The following is a 14881-nucleotide window of genomic DNA, read 5'->3' on the forward strand; positions in this document are numbered from 1 at the left end:
ACGCCCAGCGAACGGGAGCCTTAGGCGTCCCCCCGATGGTCGGATGCCCGGTTCGACACGAGCACCCGCCGGCGGCGCACGACCAGCGTCGTGCCCGCGGCCACCAGGACGATCAGCCCGGCGCCGAGCAGTCCTGCTGCCAGAGCCACCGGGCCCATGCCCGCGTCACCAGCGGCTGCCGGCTCGTCGATCCCCGGTGCCAACGCCGCGTCGTCGGCAGCGAAGCCGCTCCACAGGTCCGCCGCGCCCGACCGGGCCGACGGCGCGTCCGTGTCGGTTCCAGTCAGGGCGTTGGTGTTCGGGCGGCGTGCCTGCACGCCCGCCGGCACGCCCTCCTGCCCGGAGCTCTGCGCAGGCGCGGCCGTCTCGTCGGTTGCTGAGGCGTCGGCTGCCGGCGCGTCACCACCCGAGGGGGTGCTGCTCGACGCCGGGGACGGCGCCGAGGCTGCCGGCGCCGGGTCAGCGGCCGGTGGCGTGACCGCACCCACGCGCTGGCCGTCGTCGCTCGCGCCGGGGGTGACCGGCTGGCCCTCGGCAGGCTGCGGCGCGGGCGCAACCGGCGCGGGCGCAGGCGCTGGGCTGTCGTCGGGGCCGGCAGCCGGCTCGGGCGTGGACGGCTGCGGCTGCGGCGCGGCCGTGTCGGGGACCGCTGGCGGGGCCGGATCCGGGGCTGTCGGCGCCGGGGGGGCCGAGGCGTCCGGCGCGGAGGGCTGCGTGTCCGCGCCCCGCGTGGTCATCGGGTCGCTGCCAGCCGGTGGCTGGGTCTGGTCAGGGACAGGGTCGGGATCAGGCTCAGGGACAGGGTCGGGATCCGGCTCCGGCGTGGTCTCGGCGGCCAGCACCTCGAAGCCCTTGGCCCGCTGCTCGGCGATCGCCCCCGTGGCCGGGTCGTACTCCACCGCGACCACGTAGTAGGGCCCCGGCGCCACATCGGCGGGGATCTGCACGGGCATGTTGAAGCTCGGGCCGCGCGCCGTCTCGAGCAGCGCCCCGGCCGGGGAGTTCAACCGCAGCTCCACGGGCTGGTCCCCGAACAGGCTGCCGCCGACCGTCACCGTCTCCCCCGGCAACGCCCGCGCCGGCGTGATGTCGTACAGTTGCGCCTGCCCGGTGCACGCGAAGGCAACGCTGGCGGCGGCCAGCATGAGCCCCACGACCGCCAGGGTCACGAGCGCACCAGCCCGAGTCACACGCGCATCGTCGATACCGGGCAATGGCAAGCGGGAAACCATACGAACCCCTCTTCTCTCACAAATTGGCTGCCCGCACACCGGACAAGGAACCGGTACCGGGCGATGCGACACCCACTGTCCGCCACACCCGCCGCCCGTGCAATACGCAAAATTCGGTACCCCCGGGCTCCCGCTGTGGAGCCCCGGCACGCCCACAGAGGAGGCCTCTCACGCGACCGTACCGTCGGCCCCAGAGCGCCGCCACGGTGCGCAGGCCAGCACACGGTGTTGCCGCCGACGCCGGCCCCCTACTTCGACGGAGCCCCCGATTCGGGCCTGGCCCCTCCGGGCCTGGTCCCTTCGGCGGCGGCTTCAACGACGACACCGGCCTGGGGCCGGGGCGGGTGTGGTCGGAGGCGCGCTTGCCGGCCACTCGCTCCTTCGATCCTTCTTTTCCGTCACTCGGCCGACAAGCCGCGCTGCGGCTCGGCCAGCCCGAGGGTCCACATTTCCGCGAATGGCTTCCCATCCATCCAGTCGGGGACGACGGGCTGACGGGCATCATGGTGAAATCCTTCGTGATGAGCCACGCCGCTCCTGCGAGCGAAACGCGCCGGGTTATACGGCCACTGAGGGCCCTGTGTGCGAGCGGAAGGAGCGCACACTCCATGGCGCCCGCCGTTGACATTCTCACCCGGTACCAAACCACGACGGTCAGCGGTCTGGAGTAGTTGCTGCCGTTGACGAGCGCCCGTCCTGCACTGTCACAACCACGACCCGGTCGTTATCACCGTCGACGCGATACACCAGCAGCATCCAGCGCCAAGGCCCGAGGATCACCCGATGGTCAGCCCACCGGCCTTCGAGGTCGCGTCCCAGGTTCGGGAAGCTCGCCAGCGGACGCAGGACCCGGCGCACGCGCTCCCGGGTGTCAGCGGGCAGGCTATGGGTCGTGATCAGCCACTCGAGGTTGTCCACGGCGCGACGGGACAGCTCGACGCGCGTCATGGCTACAACTGGTCGAGCGGGATCGTCTCGCCTTCCTCGGCCTGTCGCCACCCCTCCTGCGCGTCCTCCCAGGCTCCGGGGATCCCATCGAGCAGGGCGACGATGTTCGTGGCGCCGAGGTCGGCCTCGTCGAGCGCGGTGGTGAGCAGGGACCGTGCCAGCGTTCCCTCGTTGACATGCATCCGTCGGGCCATCACCGACAGCCTCTGCGCGGACGCCTCATCTAGGGTGATGTTGAGCCGTGTCGGAGCCATGCTTCGAGCATACACGCCTCGGCACGAATCGTGCACGTGTAGGTTCGAATAGACCATCTGGGCCCCAACCACGGCCCAACCCCTGCGAAAGGTCTGCGCCAGGTCGAACAGCACGGGCCAGACCTCTGCGTCTGTTCCGCGCAGCGGCGGGAACTCGATGTCAAGCACGCGCATCGTGCCAGTGGATGGAGTCGGGCGTCGTCACGGAGTTCGTGGCGCACCGAAGGGTGGGCGTAGAAGGCTTGCACGTGCTTGGACCTTCCACGGAAGCGATAGATGTCTTTGGGTGACACCCTGTCGTGACGCAGTTTGGCGCCATCGATGCGTTCGGCTCGTCGGATGGAGCGGAGGGCGGCAAGGCCAGCGCGCAGCGACCGCTCGACGTGACGCCGCGAACGGTCGTCGTCCCATACAGCCCACGGATCGACACCGTCGAGGGCCATGAGCGCGTCGGCAAGCGTGCTGGCCTGCGGAGAACCACAGGCGAGGTCTGCGTCGTCGTCACGCTGGCGGACGTCCTCCAGCATGCTGTCGACCAAGGAATCCGCCAACAATGCAAGCGACCAGACGCGGTGCCTGTCAAAGGGGCGTCCGCCTGTTGGTTCGTGTCGAAGCCGTCGCTCGACCGCTACCGGCTGCGTCGGAGGGCGACCGCGGCGAGGACGCCGGCGGCGACGAGCAGCACCCCGACCACCCAGGCGAACGGGCTCACCCCGCCGCCATCGGCCGCCGGGTCCGCGGCAGGATCGCCGTCGGGCGCCGGCGCCGCGTCGTCGCCCGGGCACGACGCTGCTGTTCAACCTGGCCGCCCCGCCCTTCGACGACCCGGCGAGCCGGACGGGTATGGTCGGTCCCGATCCCGGGCGCTTCTCGCCGCCCTGACGACTACCATGCCTCCGTGTGACCGCGCTTCCCAGCAATGCCCTTGTTGTCCGTGGCGGGCTTATTGCGGATCTTGACGCGCTCATCGAACAGGCAGAAGATGAGCACGCAGTTTCGGGGCGATACCGGCTGTCGACCTTCTGCGGGGTCAAGGACGGGAACGAGAACGACGAGGATCTTCTGAAGCGGATCATCCAGGAGGCGCCTGTCCCCAACGGCCAGGTCCGAACGACTCGAGTAGGAGTACTTCTGGACCTGGGTTTCTCCCTCAAGCAGACCGGTCACCCTGATTGTCACTACGATGTAGATCTCGGCGATGAACTCTCGCTAGAAGTGGTCGAACGCTTCGAGCAAGCGTTCGAGGTACCAAGGAGGAACCCATGCCGATGACCGCACCGACCCTTCTTCCACATGTTGAGGTGGACTTCAACGTGCGCTCGCGTGAGGGTTGGGTCCGCACACGTCTCGACAAGGTCCCCCCTGGCCAGGAGCTCGAGGTTGGGTCGACCCTGTGGGTCTTCGAGCGGGAGGAGGGTCTTCGAGGTCTGGCTAGCGTTGCTGAGGTCGACCATGAGCGTGGCTTGCTGTACCTCGACGTTGAGTGGGACAGCATCGAGTTGGGTCCTCAGCAGACCTCGAACACGAACTGGGAGTTGCAAAAAGGGAGCCGCGGCCGGCTTGGCATCAAGGTCCCCGACAGCGTCGTCGACTTCACCGAGCTTGGGCCCGATATCCGGCTGGAGAGCACCCTCCCAGATCGGCCGACCAGGCTCAGTTCGGAGCAACTCGCCAAAGCTTCGGGGTGAGGGCCACACTCCTACTGTGTGACGCCGCTCAGGTCGCCGCAGGCAAGCTCTACATTCTGGGCGGCGGCTGGGATGCGACCGGCCCCGCGCCCATCCCTTCGGCAGTTGCCGTGCTTGTCCACGTCCCATGGGATCGCGCGAACCGGCCGCTGACGTTCAAGCTGAGCCTGGTCCACCAAGACGGACAACCAGTTCATCAACCGGGGCCCCCCGGAGCAGCCGACGTGCCAATCACCCTGAGTGGCGACTTCGAAGTGGGACGCCCCCCCGGTGTGGCACCAGGCTCCTACATTCAAGCCCCCTTCGCGATATCCGTTCCCCCCCTTCAACTCCCCCCAGGTCAGCGCTTCGAGTGGCGGCTTGAGATCGATGGCGAAGCTCGCGAGGATTGGACCTTGCCGTTTTCGACCCGGCAGGTTGTGGGCTAGCTGGACGACGACGAGGTCCTGACCGCCGAGGATGTCGCCGAGCTGCTCAGCCTGAACATCGACTATGTCCGCAAGTCCCTGTAGCGGTTGTCCGTCCCTGAGGGGCCTTGGGGTGGGGAAGGCGCTGGTCAACGGCGGGATGTAGGCACGGCGAGCCTGACGGGTGGCGCGCACCGAACGCGTCGAGCGTGGCGGGGTCTACCGGCGGCCCTTGACCACGGCGATCGTCGCGAGCGCGCCAGCCGCCGCCAGCAGGCCGGCCACGACCCAGCCAAGCGGGCTGCCCCCGGTTGGCGGGCTGGTCGCCTGATCGTCGGGCGCCGGCGCCGCGTCGTCGCCCGGCGGCGGGGTCGCCTCGTCGCCGCCCTCCTGGCCCGCGGTCATGAACGAGCGCTTGTCGAGGATTCCGCGGCCCGCCACGTACACCCAGCCGTCGTAGATGGCGGGGCGGTGCGCGAACGCCCCGTCGGCGAAGAACAGCGGCACGACCGGCAGGTCGCGGGCGAGCAGGGCGAGCTGGCGGGCCACCGCGCCGCGGCGGGCGTCGGGGTCGGTGGTGGTGGCGACCTCACCGGCGAGGGCGTCGAACTCGGCGCTGGCGTAGCCGGTGTGGTTGAGCGGGCCCTGCGCACCGAACACCGCCGACAGGAAGTCGGGGTCGTAGGAGGCCAGCGGCGGCGACGACGAGATCGCGAGCTGAAAGTCGGGGGGTGCGCCGTCCTCGCCGATGCGCGAGCTGAGTTCGTCGCGGGCGACCGCGACCATCTCGGCGTCCGCGCCGGCGCCCGACAGGGCCAGGGCGACCTGGCGGGCGGCCTCGACCTTGACCGGGTCGTTGTTCGGGGCGAGCACCTCCAGGGGCGGCAGGCCCAGGTCGCCCAGATCCACCGGGTCCGCCCCGCCGATCGCGTCGAGCGCCTCGTCGGGCGCCCACGGCGACGCGGGGTGCAGCACGCCCCGGTCGGCGGGCACGGCGTCGCCCACCGCCCGCACGATCCGGATGCGGTCGAGCGTGGCGGCCACGGCCCGGCGCGCCGCCGGGTCGTCGAAGGGCGGGGCGCGCAGGTTGAACAGCAGCGTCGTGCCCGCGTACGAGGCGCCGTCGACGATGCGCACCCCCAGGCCCTCGACCCGCTCCTGCGCCTGGGCGGGCAGCGCCAGGGGGATCATGTCGACCTCGCGGCGCTCCAGCGCGGCCAGGGTCTCGCTGGCCGTGCGGATGACCGGCACCTCGATCACCGCCACCGCCGGCGCCCCGAGCGGATGCTCGGTGACGGCTTCGAAGCGGTAGCCCTGGCCGGGCCGGTGGTCTGTCAGCCGGTAGGGGCCCGACCCGACCGGCAGGCCGTGCGGCGCCGCCGACCCGTCGGGCAGTTCGCCCCACAGGTGCGCGGGCAGGATCGGCACGTCGGCCAGCGGCTGGTCGACGAACCCCGGCGAGGGCCGCGCCAGGTCGAACACCGCCGTGCGCGCGTCCACCGCGGTCACCGCGGCGATGGCGGCGACCTGCGGGGTGAAGCGCGGGTGGAAGCGCTCGGCCACGTAGGCGAACGTGAACACGACGTCCTCGGCGGTGACCGGGCGGCCGTCGTGCCAGCGGGCGCCCTCGCGCAGCCGCACCGTCACCTGCCGGGCGTCGGGGGCGACGTCGATCGACGCGGCCAGCCACGGCTGGGGGTCCCCGTCGGCGTCGCGCCACGCCAACGTGTCGTACACCAGCGTCACCAGCGGGTAGCCGAGCTCGAACGTGTAGGGGGTCAGGCTCCCGTCGTCGTGGGGGAACGGGATGCGCAGCACCTCGGCCGTGCCCGCGTCCTGCTGGGCGCCCGCCGCCGCCGCACCGGCCGGCGCGGCCAGCACCGCCAGCAGCACCGCGGCCAGGACGGCGGCGGCGCCCCGCGGGCGCCAGCGTCCCCGACGGCTCACTCCCCGAAGGCCAGCGACGCCACCGCGTCGGGGCGGACGGCCAGCCCCTCGACCAGCGCCTCGAACTCGGCGGCGGTCAGCGTCTCGCGTTCCAGCAGCGCCTCGGCGACCGCGCCGAGCGCGGCGTGCGCGTCGGCCAGGACCGCCCGCGCCCGCTCGTGCGCCTCGTCGATGACCTTGCGGATCTCGGCGTGGATCAGCCGGCCCTCCTCCTCCGAGTAGGTCGCCGGCCCGTCCCCGGCCGGGTAGCGGTACAGCCCCAGCGCCGGGCTCATGCCGAGCTCGGTCACCATGCGCCGGGCCATCCGGCTGACCCGGTCCAGGTCGTCGTGCGCGCCGGTGGACGGCTCGGGGAACACCAGCTCCTCGGCCACCCGCCCGCCGAGCAGTCCCGCGATCCGGTCGACCATCAACGAGCGGGTGTGCAACGAGCGCTCCTCGCTCTCCAGATTCCACGTCGCGCCCAGGCTGCCGCCGCGGGGGATGACCGTGAGCCGGTGCGGCACCTTCCCACCCTCCAGCACGTAGCCGACCAGCGCGTGTCCCGCCTCGTGGTAGGCGACCATCGCCCGCTCCACATCATTGGTCCGCCGGGTCGCCGACGACACGCCCTGCACCGCCCGCGCCAACGCCTCGTCCACGTCGGCCATGGCGATCGCCGGGCGGCCCCGGCGGGCGGCGAGCAGCCCCGCCTCGTTCAGCAGGTTCGCGAGGTCCGCGCCCGAGAAGCCCGGGGTGAGCGCCGCGAGGGTGTCGAGGTCGACGTCGTCGGCCAGGCGCTTGCCGCGCGCGTGCACGTCCAGGATCGCCCGGCGCCGCGGCCGGTCGGGCAGCCCGACGGTGAGGTGGCGGTCGAAGCGGCCCGGGCGCACCAGCGCCGGGTCGAGCATGTCGGGCCGGTTGGTGGCCGCCACCACGATCACGCCGGCCTGCGCGTCGAAGCCGTCGAGCTCGGTCAGGATCTGGTTCAGCGTGTTCTCCCGCTCGCGGGTGCCCTCGTTGGCCGACCCGCGCCGGCCCCCGACCGCGTCGACCTCGTCGATGAACACGATCGCGGGCGCCATCGCCTGCGCCTCGGCGAACAGGTCACGCACCCGAGCGGCGCCCTCGCCGACGTACACCTCGACGAACTCGGTGGCCGCGACGTACAGGAACGCCGCGTTGGCCTCCCCGGCCAGCGCGCGGGCCAGCAGCGTCTTGCCGGTGCCGGGCGGCCCGTCCAGCAGCACCCCTTTGGGCACCCGCACGCCGAGCTCGGCGAAACGCCCGGGGTGGGCGAGGAAGTCGCGGATCTCGGTGATCTCCTCGGCGATGTCGTCCAGGCCCGCCACGTCAGCGAACGTGACCCGCTCGTCGGGCCCGTACTGGTGGCCGACGCTGCGGTCACGCAGCGACAGGCGCCGCTGGCGCTCCGGCGCGCGCAGCAGCCGCTGCACCGCGGTCACCAGGTCGTCCTGGCCGATCGCGGGCTTGGCGGCCCGCGAGGCGAGCAGCGCGCCCTCGTTGAGCACGTTGGCGAGGTCCGCGCCGGAGAAGCCGATCGCCTGCTCGGCCACCGCGGCCAGGTCGACGTCGTCGGCGAGGCGCTTGCCGCGGGCGTGCACCTGCAGGATCTCGTGGCGCTCGCCCGCCTTGGGGCGCTCCAAGCCGACCGTGCGGTCGAAGCGGCCCGGGCGCAGCAGCGCCGGGTCGAGCACGTCGGCCCGGTTGCTCGCCCCGACCACGAGCACCCCCGAGCGCGGCCCGAAGCCGTCCATCTCGGCGAGGATCTGGTTGAGCGCCTGCTCCTGCTCGTCACCCGACCCGCTGCCCGCCGAGCGGGCGGTGCGCCGCCGGCCGACCGCGTCGAGCTCGTCGATGAAGATGATCGCCGGCGCGTTCTCGCGCGCCTCCCGGAACAGGTCGCGCACGCGGGCGGCGCCCACGCCCACGTACAGCTCGACGAAGTCCGAGCCCGAGATCGAGAAGAAGCTCGCGCCCGCCTCACCCGCCAGCGCCCGGGCCAGCAGCGTCTTGCCGCAGCCGGGCGGCCCGTACAGCAGCACCCCCTTGGGCACCTGCGCGCCCAGCGCCGCGTAACGCTCGGGGTCGGCGAGGAACTCGACGAGCTCGCGCATGTCGTCGAGGGCGGCCTGCTGGCCCGCCACGTCGGCGAACGTCACCCCGGCGTCCTCGGGGTGGACCTGCCGGGCGCCGCTGAACACGTTGAACAGCCCGGTGCCCTTGCGGTAGGACAGCGCCATGTAGCCGAACACCGTCACGAGCATGAGGATCCCCAGCAGGCTCGTGACCGGGGTGCGCAGGCCCTTGAGGAACTGCCGGTCGATCGTCGTCGGGATGCGGTTCTCGATGACCACGTCGACGAGACGTTCCCGGCTCATCGACTGCAGGTACTCCACGTAGTAGTCGTGGACAGCGCCGCCCTCGTCGGTGTAGCGGCCCACCACCGCGGCGTCCTGGTCGAGGATGTGCGCGGTGTCGATGCGCCCGCGCTCGGCCAGGTCCACGAACGTGTCCAGGCGCAGCTCCTCGCCCGCCAGGCGCGTGTCGGTGACCCACAGCATGCCGACGAACGCCGCGAGCAGCAGGAGCAGGACGACCAGCGTCCACAACCCGATGCGGCTCTTCTTCGCCTCGCCGCTGCGGGTACGCCGCCGGCGGCTGCGGGTCTTGGTGTGCGTGGCGTCTGCTGCCATGGTCTGCTCGATCGTGTCGTGGTCGGTGGGCCGGTGCGCGTCCCCCGGCCCTTGGTTACACCGCCGCGCGCATCCACTGTCGGGCGCGCTCGTCGAGCTGCTCCTCGCCCATATCGTAGAGACGGAACAGCAGCCGGTGGGTGGCGTCGGCGTGGACCTGCTCGAGCGGGTTGCCCGCCGAGCCTTGCGTGAACTCCTTGAAGTCGCGGTAGAACGCCCAGAACCGCTCGACGCCGAACTCGTCGACCAGCCAGGACACCGCGGCGTTCACGTAGGCGTACTCCGCCGACGTGAGCCCCATGCCGGGGTCGCGGCGGGACAGGCGCAAGAACGTCATGTCGTCGAACGCGTCCGCCTCAAGGCCGCGCCGCCACACGCCGGTGCGCTGCTCGCCGGCCAGCGCCATCGCGCCGCCCTCGGCCACCCACACCGGGGTGCTCGGACGGGTGAAGCGCGACAGCGCCAGGTGGGCGAGCTCGTGCTGGAACACCTGCACCGGCGTGACGTCGGGCTCGAACTCGTGGCCGCCGTCGGGCGGCGCGTCCGCCATGTCGTGGCCGGGGTCGGCGCGCTCCTCGGGCGGCAGCTGCTCGGCCAGGACCGCGGCCAGGTTCACGCTCACGTGCCGGCTCTGCGGCACGCGCGAGCGCGCGTAGTCGGGCTCGGGGTAGTGGTAGGACGCGACCGCGATGGCGCGTGGGGGTCCCGCGGGGTTGCGGATCTCGGCGAACTCGGCGTCGTCGGCGGCGATCTGCACGACATGGGTGGGCGCGGGCTCCAGGGTCAGCTGCGGCACCAGCTGTGCGCGCGCCTGCTCGGCCAGGTCAAGCACCCGGCCCGGCTCGGCGAGGCCCGGCCGGTGCAACGCGAGGAAGTGCTCGGAGCGGGCCACCGCCACCGGCCCCGACGCCCACATCGGCGGCATCGGCACCGGGGTCTCGGTGTCTGGGACCACGATCTGGCTGTCGGCCACCCGCCAGGCGCCGTCGCGCTGCTCGAAGTCGCTGCGCAGCCGGAAGCTGAACGGGTTGTCCTCGGCCAGGCCCTCGTAGCGAAACACGACGTCGACCTTCGCGTTGTCGGCCACCAGCACCGGCGCACCGTCGACGTCGCGCCGGTCGAACGTCGCCTCCCGCAGCCGCAGCCGCAGCTCGGCAAGCGGCACGGCCTGCGCCTGGTCGGCCAGCGGCCCCTCCACCGCGCGGGCCGGCGGGTCCAGCGCCGCCAGGAACCCCTCGAGGTCGCCGGCCGCCAGCGCGTCCGCGCGGGTGTCGAGCAGCGCCTGGACGTCCTGCGCCGGCCCCAGCTCCGGCGCCGCCTGCGGGGCCGACTCCACGCATGCGGTGGCGAGCAGGACGATCAGCACCGCCGGGACGCCCCACGGGCGCCACCGCCGGTGTGCTGCGGAGTCGGTGGGGCAGCGCGGCTGCGACCTCCTCCCCGATCGCTGGGACAGGACAGGCACAGCCTCAAGGGCACCACCGCGGGGCGGCGGTGGCAATACCGCAATTTGTGTAGCGGGTCGTGCGAGGGACTCGGGCATGGACAGCGTCACCCACGGCCGGCCGAGGCGGGCGCACGGGGCCTGTGGCCGGGCCAGTCGCCGGCCAGTGCACCACCCTGCGGTGGTCGCACCCCGACGCCGACGCCTGACGTTGGGGGGGCGGTGTCCTTGACGGTGGTCGGCCTGCAGCCCGACACGACGTACCACTATGCGGTGTGGGTCCGCACCGCCACGGGCGAGCCCGGGGATCCGGGCGACCCGGGGGATCCGGGCGACGGGGGGGCCGGCGCCGGCGGAGCTGGTCGCGGCGGCCTGTCCGGGCGGGGCGGCTGCGGCGGGGTTCGCCGACCGTGCCGCGATCCCCCAGGCGCACCTGGAGGCGGTGGACTGCGTGGCCAGCCGCGACATCGCCCGCGGGTTCGCGGACGGGACCTACGGGCCGGCGCAGGCGGTGCGGCGCGACCAGATGGCGTCGTTCATCGTGCGCACGTTGCAGGCGGCCGGGGTGAGCCTGCCGGCGCCGCGTGCGCAGCGGTTCGTGGATGTGGCGGCCGGGTCGACGCACGACACGGCGATTCACCAGTTGGCCGCGGCGGGGATCGTGGCCGGCGGCCCCGGCGGACTGTCCGCCGACTTCTACGGGCCCGACCAGCCGATCCGCCGGGACCAGATGGCCTCGTTCCTGGTGCGCGCAGCCGGCTACGCCACCGGCAGCGAGCTGACCACCGACCAGTCAGCAGGTTTTTCGGACGTGCCCGCCGGCAACGTGCACGCCGCCAACATCGACACGGCCGCAGCGCCCGGGTTGGCGCAGGGCCGCGGCGACGGCACCTACGGCCCGGCGGCGCCGGACCCGGGTGGTGTCTGGCCGGCCCGCCCGGGTAGGTGCGTGCGTCTCATAGCCACATTTGCGTATTGCGACGTGTCCGGGGCGGGTGCAACGGTCAATCGGTGTTCGGGCGGTGTTGGGCAGTGTTCGCAACCCCGCCCCGGACGGTGACCCATCAGAAAGAGAAAGACGAACCCGATGATGATAAGCACCCTGGTGGGCGGAGCTGGTCCCGGTCGTGCCGTTGGTGCCATCGACCAGCGTCGTCGTGCACTCCCAAGAGGAGAACAGCAACTGCGGTAACAACACCAGCGGCCGGGAGTATGACTACAGCCTGGGGGTGGTCAATCCGTCCGAGGTGGACGCGCCCAGCGATGGGGGGCGGGGCCGTGGGGATCACTGTCATTGCGAGACGATCCAGAGCTACGCCGCCGACGACACGACCGAGGACGGCCCGCAGTTCGCCACCATCGCCGACCACCCAGCACGCTGTTCTGCCGGGTGGCAGGACAGCGACCCCATCCAAGCCTTGGCGCATCAACGTAGGCGACAATATCTGCTGGCACTCACTGGGCTACCAGCCGCCTTGAGACGGTTCTAACGCCCCGCCAGACTTCTCGAGCGACTGCACGGCACGATCGGGGACGTCCCCCCGATCGAAACGAGGCCGCCTATGATCTCCAACAGGAGACGACCACCCGGTTTGAATCCAATGAATTTTCCGCGTGCATCTCAGGACAGTCACCTGTTGGGCCAAGACGGGAAAAGCTATCGTCGGGCGTAGGGGAAGAAGTGCAGGGGTCGGTAGTGACGTCGTTGGGTGCCGGCGACGCTGCCCGACCCCCCTTCCCTGCGTGCTACCCCCACGTCGTCATGGGGTCGCCACGCTCGGGGAGCACCCGAGCGACCCCTGGTCCGACCGTGCCGTGGAACGCCAGTCGCGTGGCCGTGGCAAGCATCGGCGTGCCGGAACGCGGCTGCGACCTGGTCGACGCGTGAAGCCGGGCTCTGATTCGAGCAAAGGCGTGCGGCCTTGAGGATCGTGCTGGCCGACGACGAGGATCTGTTTCGCGGGGCGCTCGTCGCGCTGCTCGAGCTGGAGCCGGATGTGGAGGTCGTGGCCGCGGTCGGCAACGGCGAGGATGCCGTGGCCCAGGCCCTGGAGCACCGGCCCGACATCCTGCTGCTCGATGTGGACATGCCAGGCAGGGACGGCATCGAGGCCGCCGCGGACATCCGCGCGCTCATGGACGTGCCGATCGTGATCGTGACCCGCCAGGCACGCCCCGCGGTGCTGCGCCGAGCCCTGCAGGCGGGGGTCCAGGGGTTCGTCCACAAGACCACGCCGGCCCAGCGTCTCATCGCCATCCTGCGCGACGTGCAGATGGGCAAGCGGTACATCGATCCGGAGATCGCCGCACAGGCGCTGACCGAACAGGAATGCCCCCTGACCCCCAGGGAAATGCAGGTGCTCGGGCTCACCCTGCAGGGGGAACCGGTGGCGGCCATCGCCGAGCAGGTCTGCCTCGCGGCGGGCACGGTCCGCAACTACCTGTCCTCGGCCATGGGCAAGCTCGGAGCCAGGAACCGGTTCGAGGCGGCCCGCATCGCCGCCGAGAAGGGCTGGATCTAACCGGCCATGAGGTTCCTGAACACGCCCGCCACCTTTCAGGAGCTAGCGAAATGAGCGACGGCGACCCGCGGCAACACGGCCGTCATGGCCTGGTCGACCCAGTTCGTACGGTCCCCGCGGCGGGCGTCGACTGGTGTCCCCACTGCGACCTGCGCCTCGACACATGCCCTCCAGAAGAGCACAGGCATGCACTTGTGTGGGACCTCGCCCATTCGCTGGCGGGCGGCCTTGACCGGCTCGAGGTGTGGTGCGACACAGCCAGGCTACGCAGCAGTGACGCCGTGGGATGGAAGCTGCTCACCGGGTCGAGGCAACACCCTCGGGACCACGCGCGACGACTATTGCTGTGGGACGAAGGCGTGATGGCCACCACCCGAGACGACCTTCTGCCAGTTCGCTGGTGACCAGACCTCGCACGCCGGCCAGAAGACCTCGCGGGGGGCCAGGAACGTGTGGTCCACCGAGCCGATCGAGACCGTGGCGGTGGCGATGAGTCGGTGTTTGGCGCCGAGGTTGAGCGTCACCGCATGCTCGCGTTCCCGCCACGTCGCAGATGTGAGTCATCCGGGTGTGAGGCGGCCGAGCGGTGGTTGCGGGCCGAGTGGCACGATCGAAGAACAGCAATGGGGCGTGCGTCCAGCGCACGATTTCCGGGGGTCCGGCTGCCAGAGGTGGAGCGCCGTCCGAGTGTGTGGACCGACTGGGCCGGGCCGGGCTGCGACATGCCTGGTGCCCGTAGGCCGCCGGGTGCGGGCGTGCTTGAGGCTTCAGCTTGCTGCTTGGCGTCTGTGCGCGTACGCCAGGACGCTCAGCACGATCGTGCCGTCAGCACGGATGTCGTCGATGACGGCCTCGAACGGGCCGGAACCGCCGTCGGCGACCATCACGTGGTCGCCTGGCTGGGGCTGGCGGGTCTCGTCGTCCCAGTCGACCAGGCCCGAGTAGGCACGGCCGCCGTTGACCCGCACGAAGGTCAGGTCGGCGGCCAGCAGGGGCAACTGCTCATTCATGGGTGTCATGGTACCCGGGCGGCACCTGCTGGCGGGGGTCGAAGACCCGCAGCGCCGCGTTGTAGGGATCGAGCAGCAGGGCACGGATAAGCTTGCGCTCCGCGGGCCGCAGACGCTGGTCGTAGGGCGGCAGGTGGTCGGGGTAGGCGGCCACGATCACGTCGGCGTGCCGGTCCGAGAATGGGGTGAGCACCCCGTCTTCTTCGACGTCGGTGGCCACGAGGTCGTAGCGGTGCCTTCGGAGCTCTGCCACGGTGGCCAGCCCGTACAGCGACTGGCCGAGCCCGGCGGTCAGCACCTGGGCTTCGCGCTCGTCAGCGACGATGAACACCGAGATCGTGATCGCGCCGGCGGCGTCGTAGCCCGGCAACGTCCGGTACAGGGCAGCGTCGCGGAGGCATCTCCTCATTCAGTCCGGCGCATGGAGCGGCACAACCACGTCGTCGTCGGGCGGGGGGGCTCAGGTCGGCGGCGTTGCTGATCGACCGGTGGTCACCAGCAGATCCCCCAACGCCACATCACGCTGCCCGAACCGTAGCGGCAGCGCGTCCCGTCCGACCGACCGGCCGGCCAGCCCCACGGTGCGGAACCAGCACCACTCCACATCGTCGCGCATCCGCACCCGCCACCACAGCGACGACGGCCTCGCCGCGCGCTTCAGGCAGTTGTACGACCGCACAGGCTGTCGCAAAATTGAGGATGTGAGGTCCGGGCGGCCGGTTTTTCGGGGTCG

General features: G+C 71.6%; 13 protein-coding genes and 1 pseudogene. 4 read left to right on the top strand and 10 right to left on the bottom strand.

Going from position 1 to position 14881, the window contains the following annotated elements; genetic code table 11:
* Positions 1–20 precede the first annotated feature (20 nt).
* From WD250_07265 to WD250_07275, 3 genes are all read right to left on the bottom strand, one after another.
* On the bottom strand, positions 21–1190 hold the full coding sequence (locus WD250_07265; GenBank protein ID MEX2620002.1) for a hypothetical protein: 1170 nt from the start codon (positions 1188–1190) through the stop codon (positions 21–23).
* Between the two features lie 696 nt (positions 1191–1886).
* Positions 1887–2180 carry a type II toxin-antitoxin system RelE/ParE family toxin gene (locus WD250_07270; protein MEX2620003.1) on the bottom strand — a complete coding sequence of 98 codons (294 nt, stop codon included), beginning with the start codon at positions 2178–2180 and terminating at the stop codon, positions 1887–1889.
* A gap of 2 nt (positions 2181–2182) precedes the next feature.
* Positions 2183–2602 (bottom strand): hypothetical protein, encoded by a 420-nt coding sequence (locus WD250_07275; protein ID MEX2620004.1) that lies wholly within the window; start codon positions 2600–2602, stop codon positions 2183–2185.
* 732 nt (positions 2603–3334) lie between these two features.
* Between WD250_07275 and WD250_07280 the strand changes: the two genes are divergently transcribed.
* Both WD250_07280 and WD250_07285 read left to right on the top strand, forming a co-directional pair.
* Complete coding sequence (locus WD250_07280) at positions 3335–3706, top strand: hypothetical protein (GenBank protein ID MEX2620005.1); 372 nt, start codon at positions 3335–3337, stop codon at positions 3704–3706.
* The gene (locus tag WD250_07285) at positions 3697–4122 is read left to right on the top strand and encodes a hypothetical protein (GenBank protein ID MEX2620006.1); all 426 of its coding nucleotides are present in this window, start codon (positions 3697–3699) and stop codon (positions 4120–4122) included. The genes WD250_07280 and WD250_07285 overlap by 10 nt, the downstream gene beginning before the upstream one ends.
* Before the next feature lie 626 nt (positions 4123–4748).
* Here the strand turns inward: WD250_07285 and WD250_07290 are convergent.
* From WD250_07290 to WD250_07300, 3 genes are read right to left on the bottom strand one after another with little or no spacing between them, the layout of a single operon-like run.
* Complete coding sequence (locus WD250_07290) at positions 4749–6476, bottom strand: ABC transporter substrate-binding protein (GenBank protein MEX2620007.1); 1728 nt, start codon at positions 6474–6476, stop codon at positions 4749–4751.
* Positions 6473–9172: an AAA family ATPase gene (locus WD250_07295; protein ID MEX2620008.1), complete on the bottom strand. Its 2700-nt coding sequence runs from the start codon at positions 9170–9172 to the stop codon at positions 6473–6475. Before WD250_07295 ends, WD250_07290 begins: the two co-directional genes overlap by 4 nt.
* 55 nt (positions 9173–9227) lie before the next feature.
* The gene (locus WD250_07300) at positions 9228–10538 is read right to left on the bottom strand and encodes a hypothetical protein (GenBank protein MEX2620009.1); all 1311 of its coding nucleotides are present in this window, start codon (positions 10536–10538) and stop codon (positions 9228–9230) included.
* A 346-nt stretch (positions 10539–10884) separates the two neighbouring features.
* Here WD250_07300 and WD250_07305 point away from each other — a divergent pair, with 346 nt between their 5' ends.
* Together WD250_07305 and WD250_07310 are read left to right on the top strand one after the other, a co-directional pair.
* Positions 10885–11676, top strand: a complete 792-nt coding sequence (locus tag WD250_07305) for an S-layer homology domain-containing protein (GenBank protein ID MEX2620010.1) — start codon at positions 10885–10887, stop codon at positions 11674–11676.
* An 871-nt stretch (positions 11677–12547) separates the two neighbouring features.
* Entirely contained in the window at positions 12548–13138 is a 591-nt protein-coding gene (locus WD250_07310) for a response regulator transcription factor (protein ID MEX2620011.1), read from the top strand.
* A 338-nt stretch (positions 13139–13476) separates the two neighbouring features.
* Here the strand turns inward: WD250_07310 and WD250_07315 are convergent.
* The 4 genes and pseudogenes from WD250_07315 to WD250_07330 all read right to left on the bottom strand — a co-directional run.
* Positions 13477–13671: pseudogene (locus WD250_07315) on the bottom strand (JAB domain-containing protein).
* Positions 13672–13905: 234 nt separating this feature from the next.
* A complete protein-coding gene (locus WD250_07320; protein ID MEX2620012.1) occupies positions 13906–14148 on the bottom strand; it encodes a hypothetical protein in 243 nt (80 codons plus the stop codon).
* A complete protein-coding gene (locus tag WD250_07325; GenBank protein MEX2620013.1) occupies positions 14141–14557 on the bottom strand; it encodes a hypothetical protein in 417 nt (138 codons plus the stop codon). The genes WD250_07320 and WD250_07325 overlap by 8 nt, the downstream gene beginning before the upstream one ends.
* 51 nt (positions 14558–14608) lie before the next feature.
* Positions 14609–14881 (bottom strand): hypothetical protein (locus WD250_07330; GenBank protein ID MEX2620014.1); only part of this gene is annotated, 273 nt, incomplete at its 5' end.

This window comes from Egibacteraceae bacterium (assembly GCA_040905805.1).
GTDB lineage: Bacteria > Actinomycetota > Nitriliruptoria > Euzebyales > Egibacteraceae > DATLGH01.

What these genes read in the sequence shown, in the direction of transcription:
- WD250_07270 (MEX2620003.1), bottom strand. Translation starts at nt 2,180, where the DNA reads ATGACGCGCGTCGAGCTGTCCCGTCGCGCCGTGGACAACCTCGAGTGG.
- WD250_07285 (MEX2620006.1), top strand. Translation starts at nt 3,697, where the DNA reads ATGCCGATGACCGCACCGACCCTTCTTCCACATGTTGAGGTGGACTTC.
- WD250_07295 (MEX2620008.1), bottom strand. Translation starts at nt 9,172, where the DNA reads ATGGCAGCAGACGCCACGCACACCAAGACCCGCAGCCGCCGGCGGCGT.
- WD250_07305 (MEX2620010.1), top strand. Translation starts at nt 10,885, where the DNA reads ATGCGGTGTGGGTCCGCACCGCCACGGGCGAGCCCGGGGATCCGGGCG.
- WD250_07320 (MEX2620012.1), bottom strand. Translation starts at nt 14,148, where the DNA reads ATGAATGAGCAGTTGCCCCTGCTGGCCGCCGACCTGACCTTCGTGCGG.
- WD250_07325 (MEX2620013.1), bottom strand. Translation starts at nt 14,557, where the DNA reads ATGAGGAGATGCCTCCGCGACGCTGCCCTGTACCGGACGTTGCCGGGC.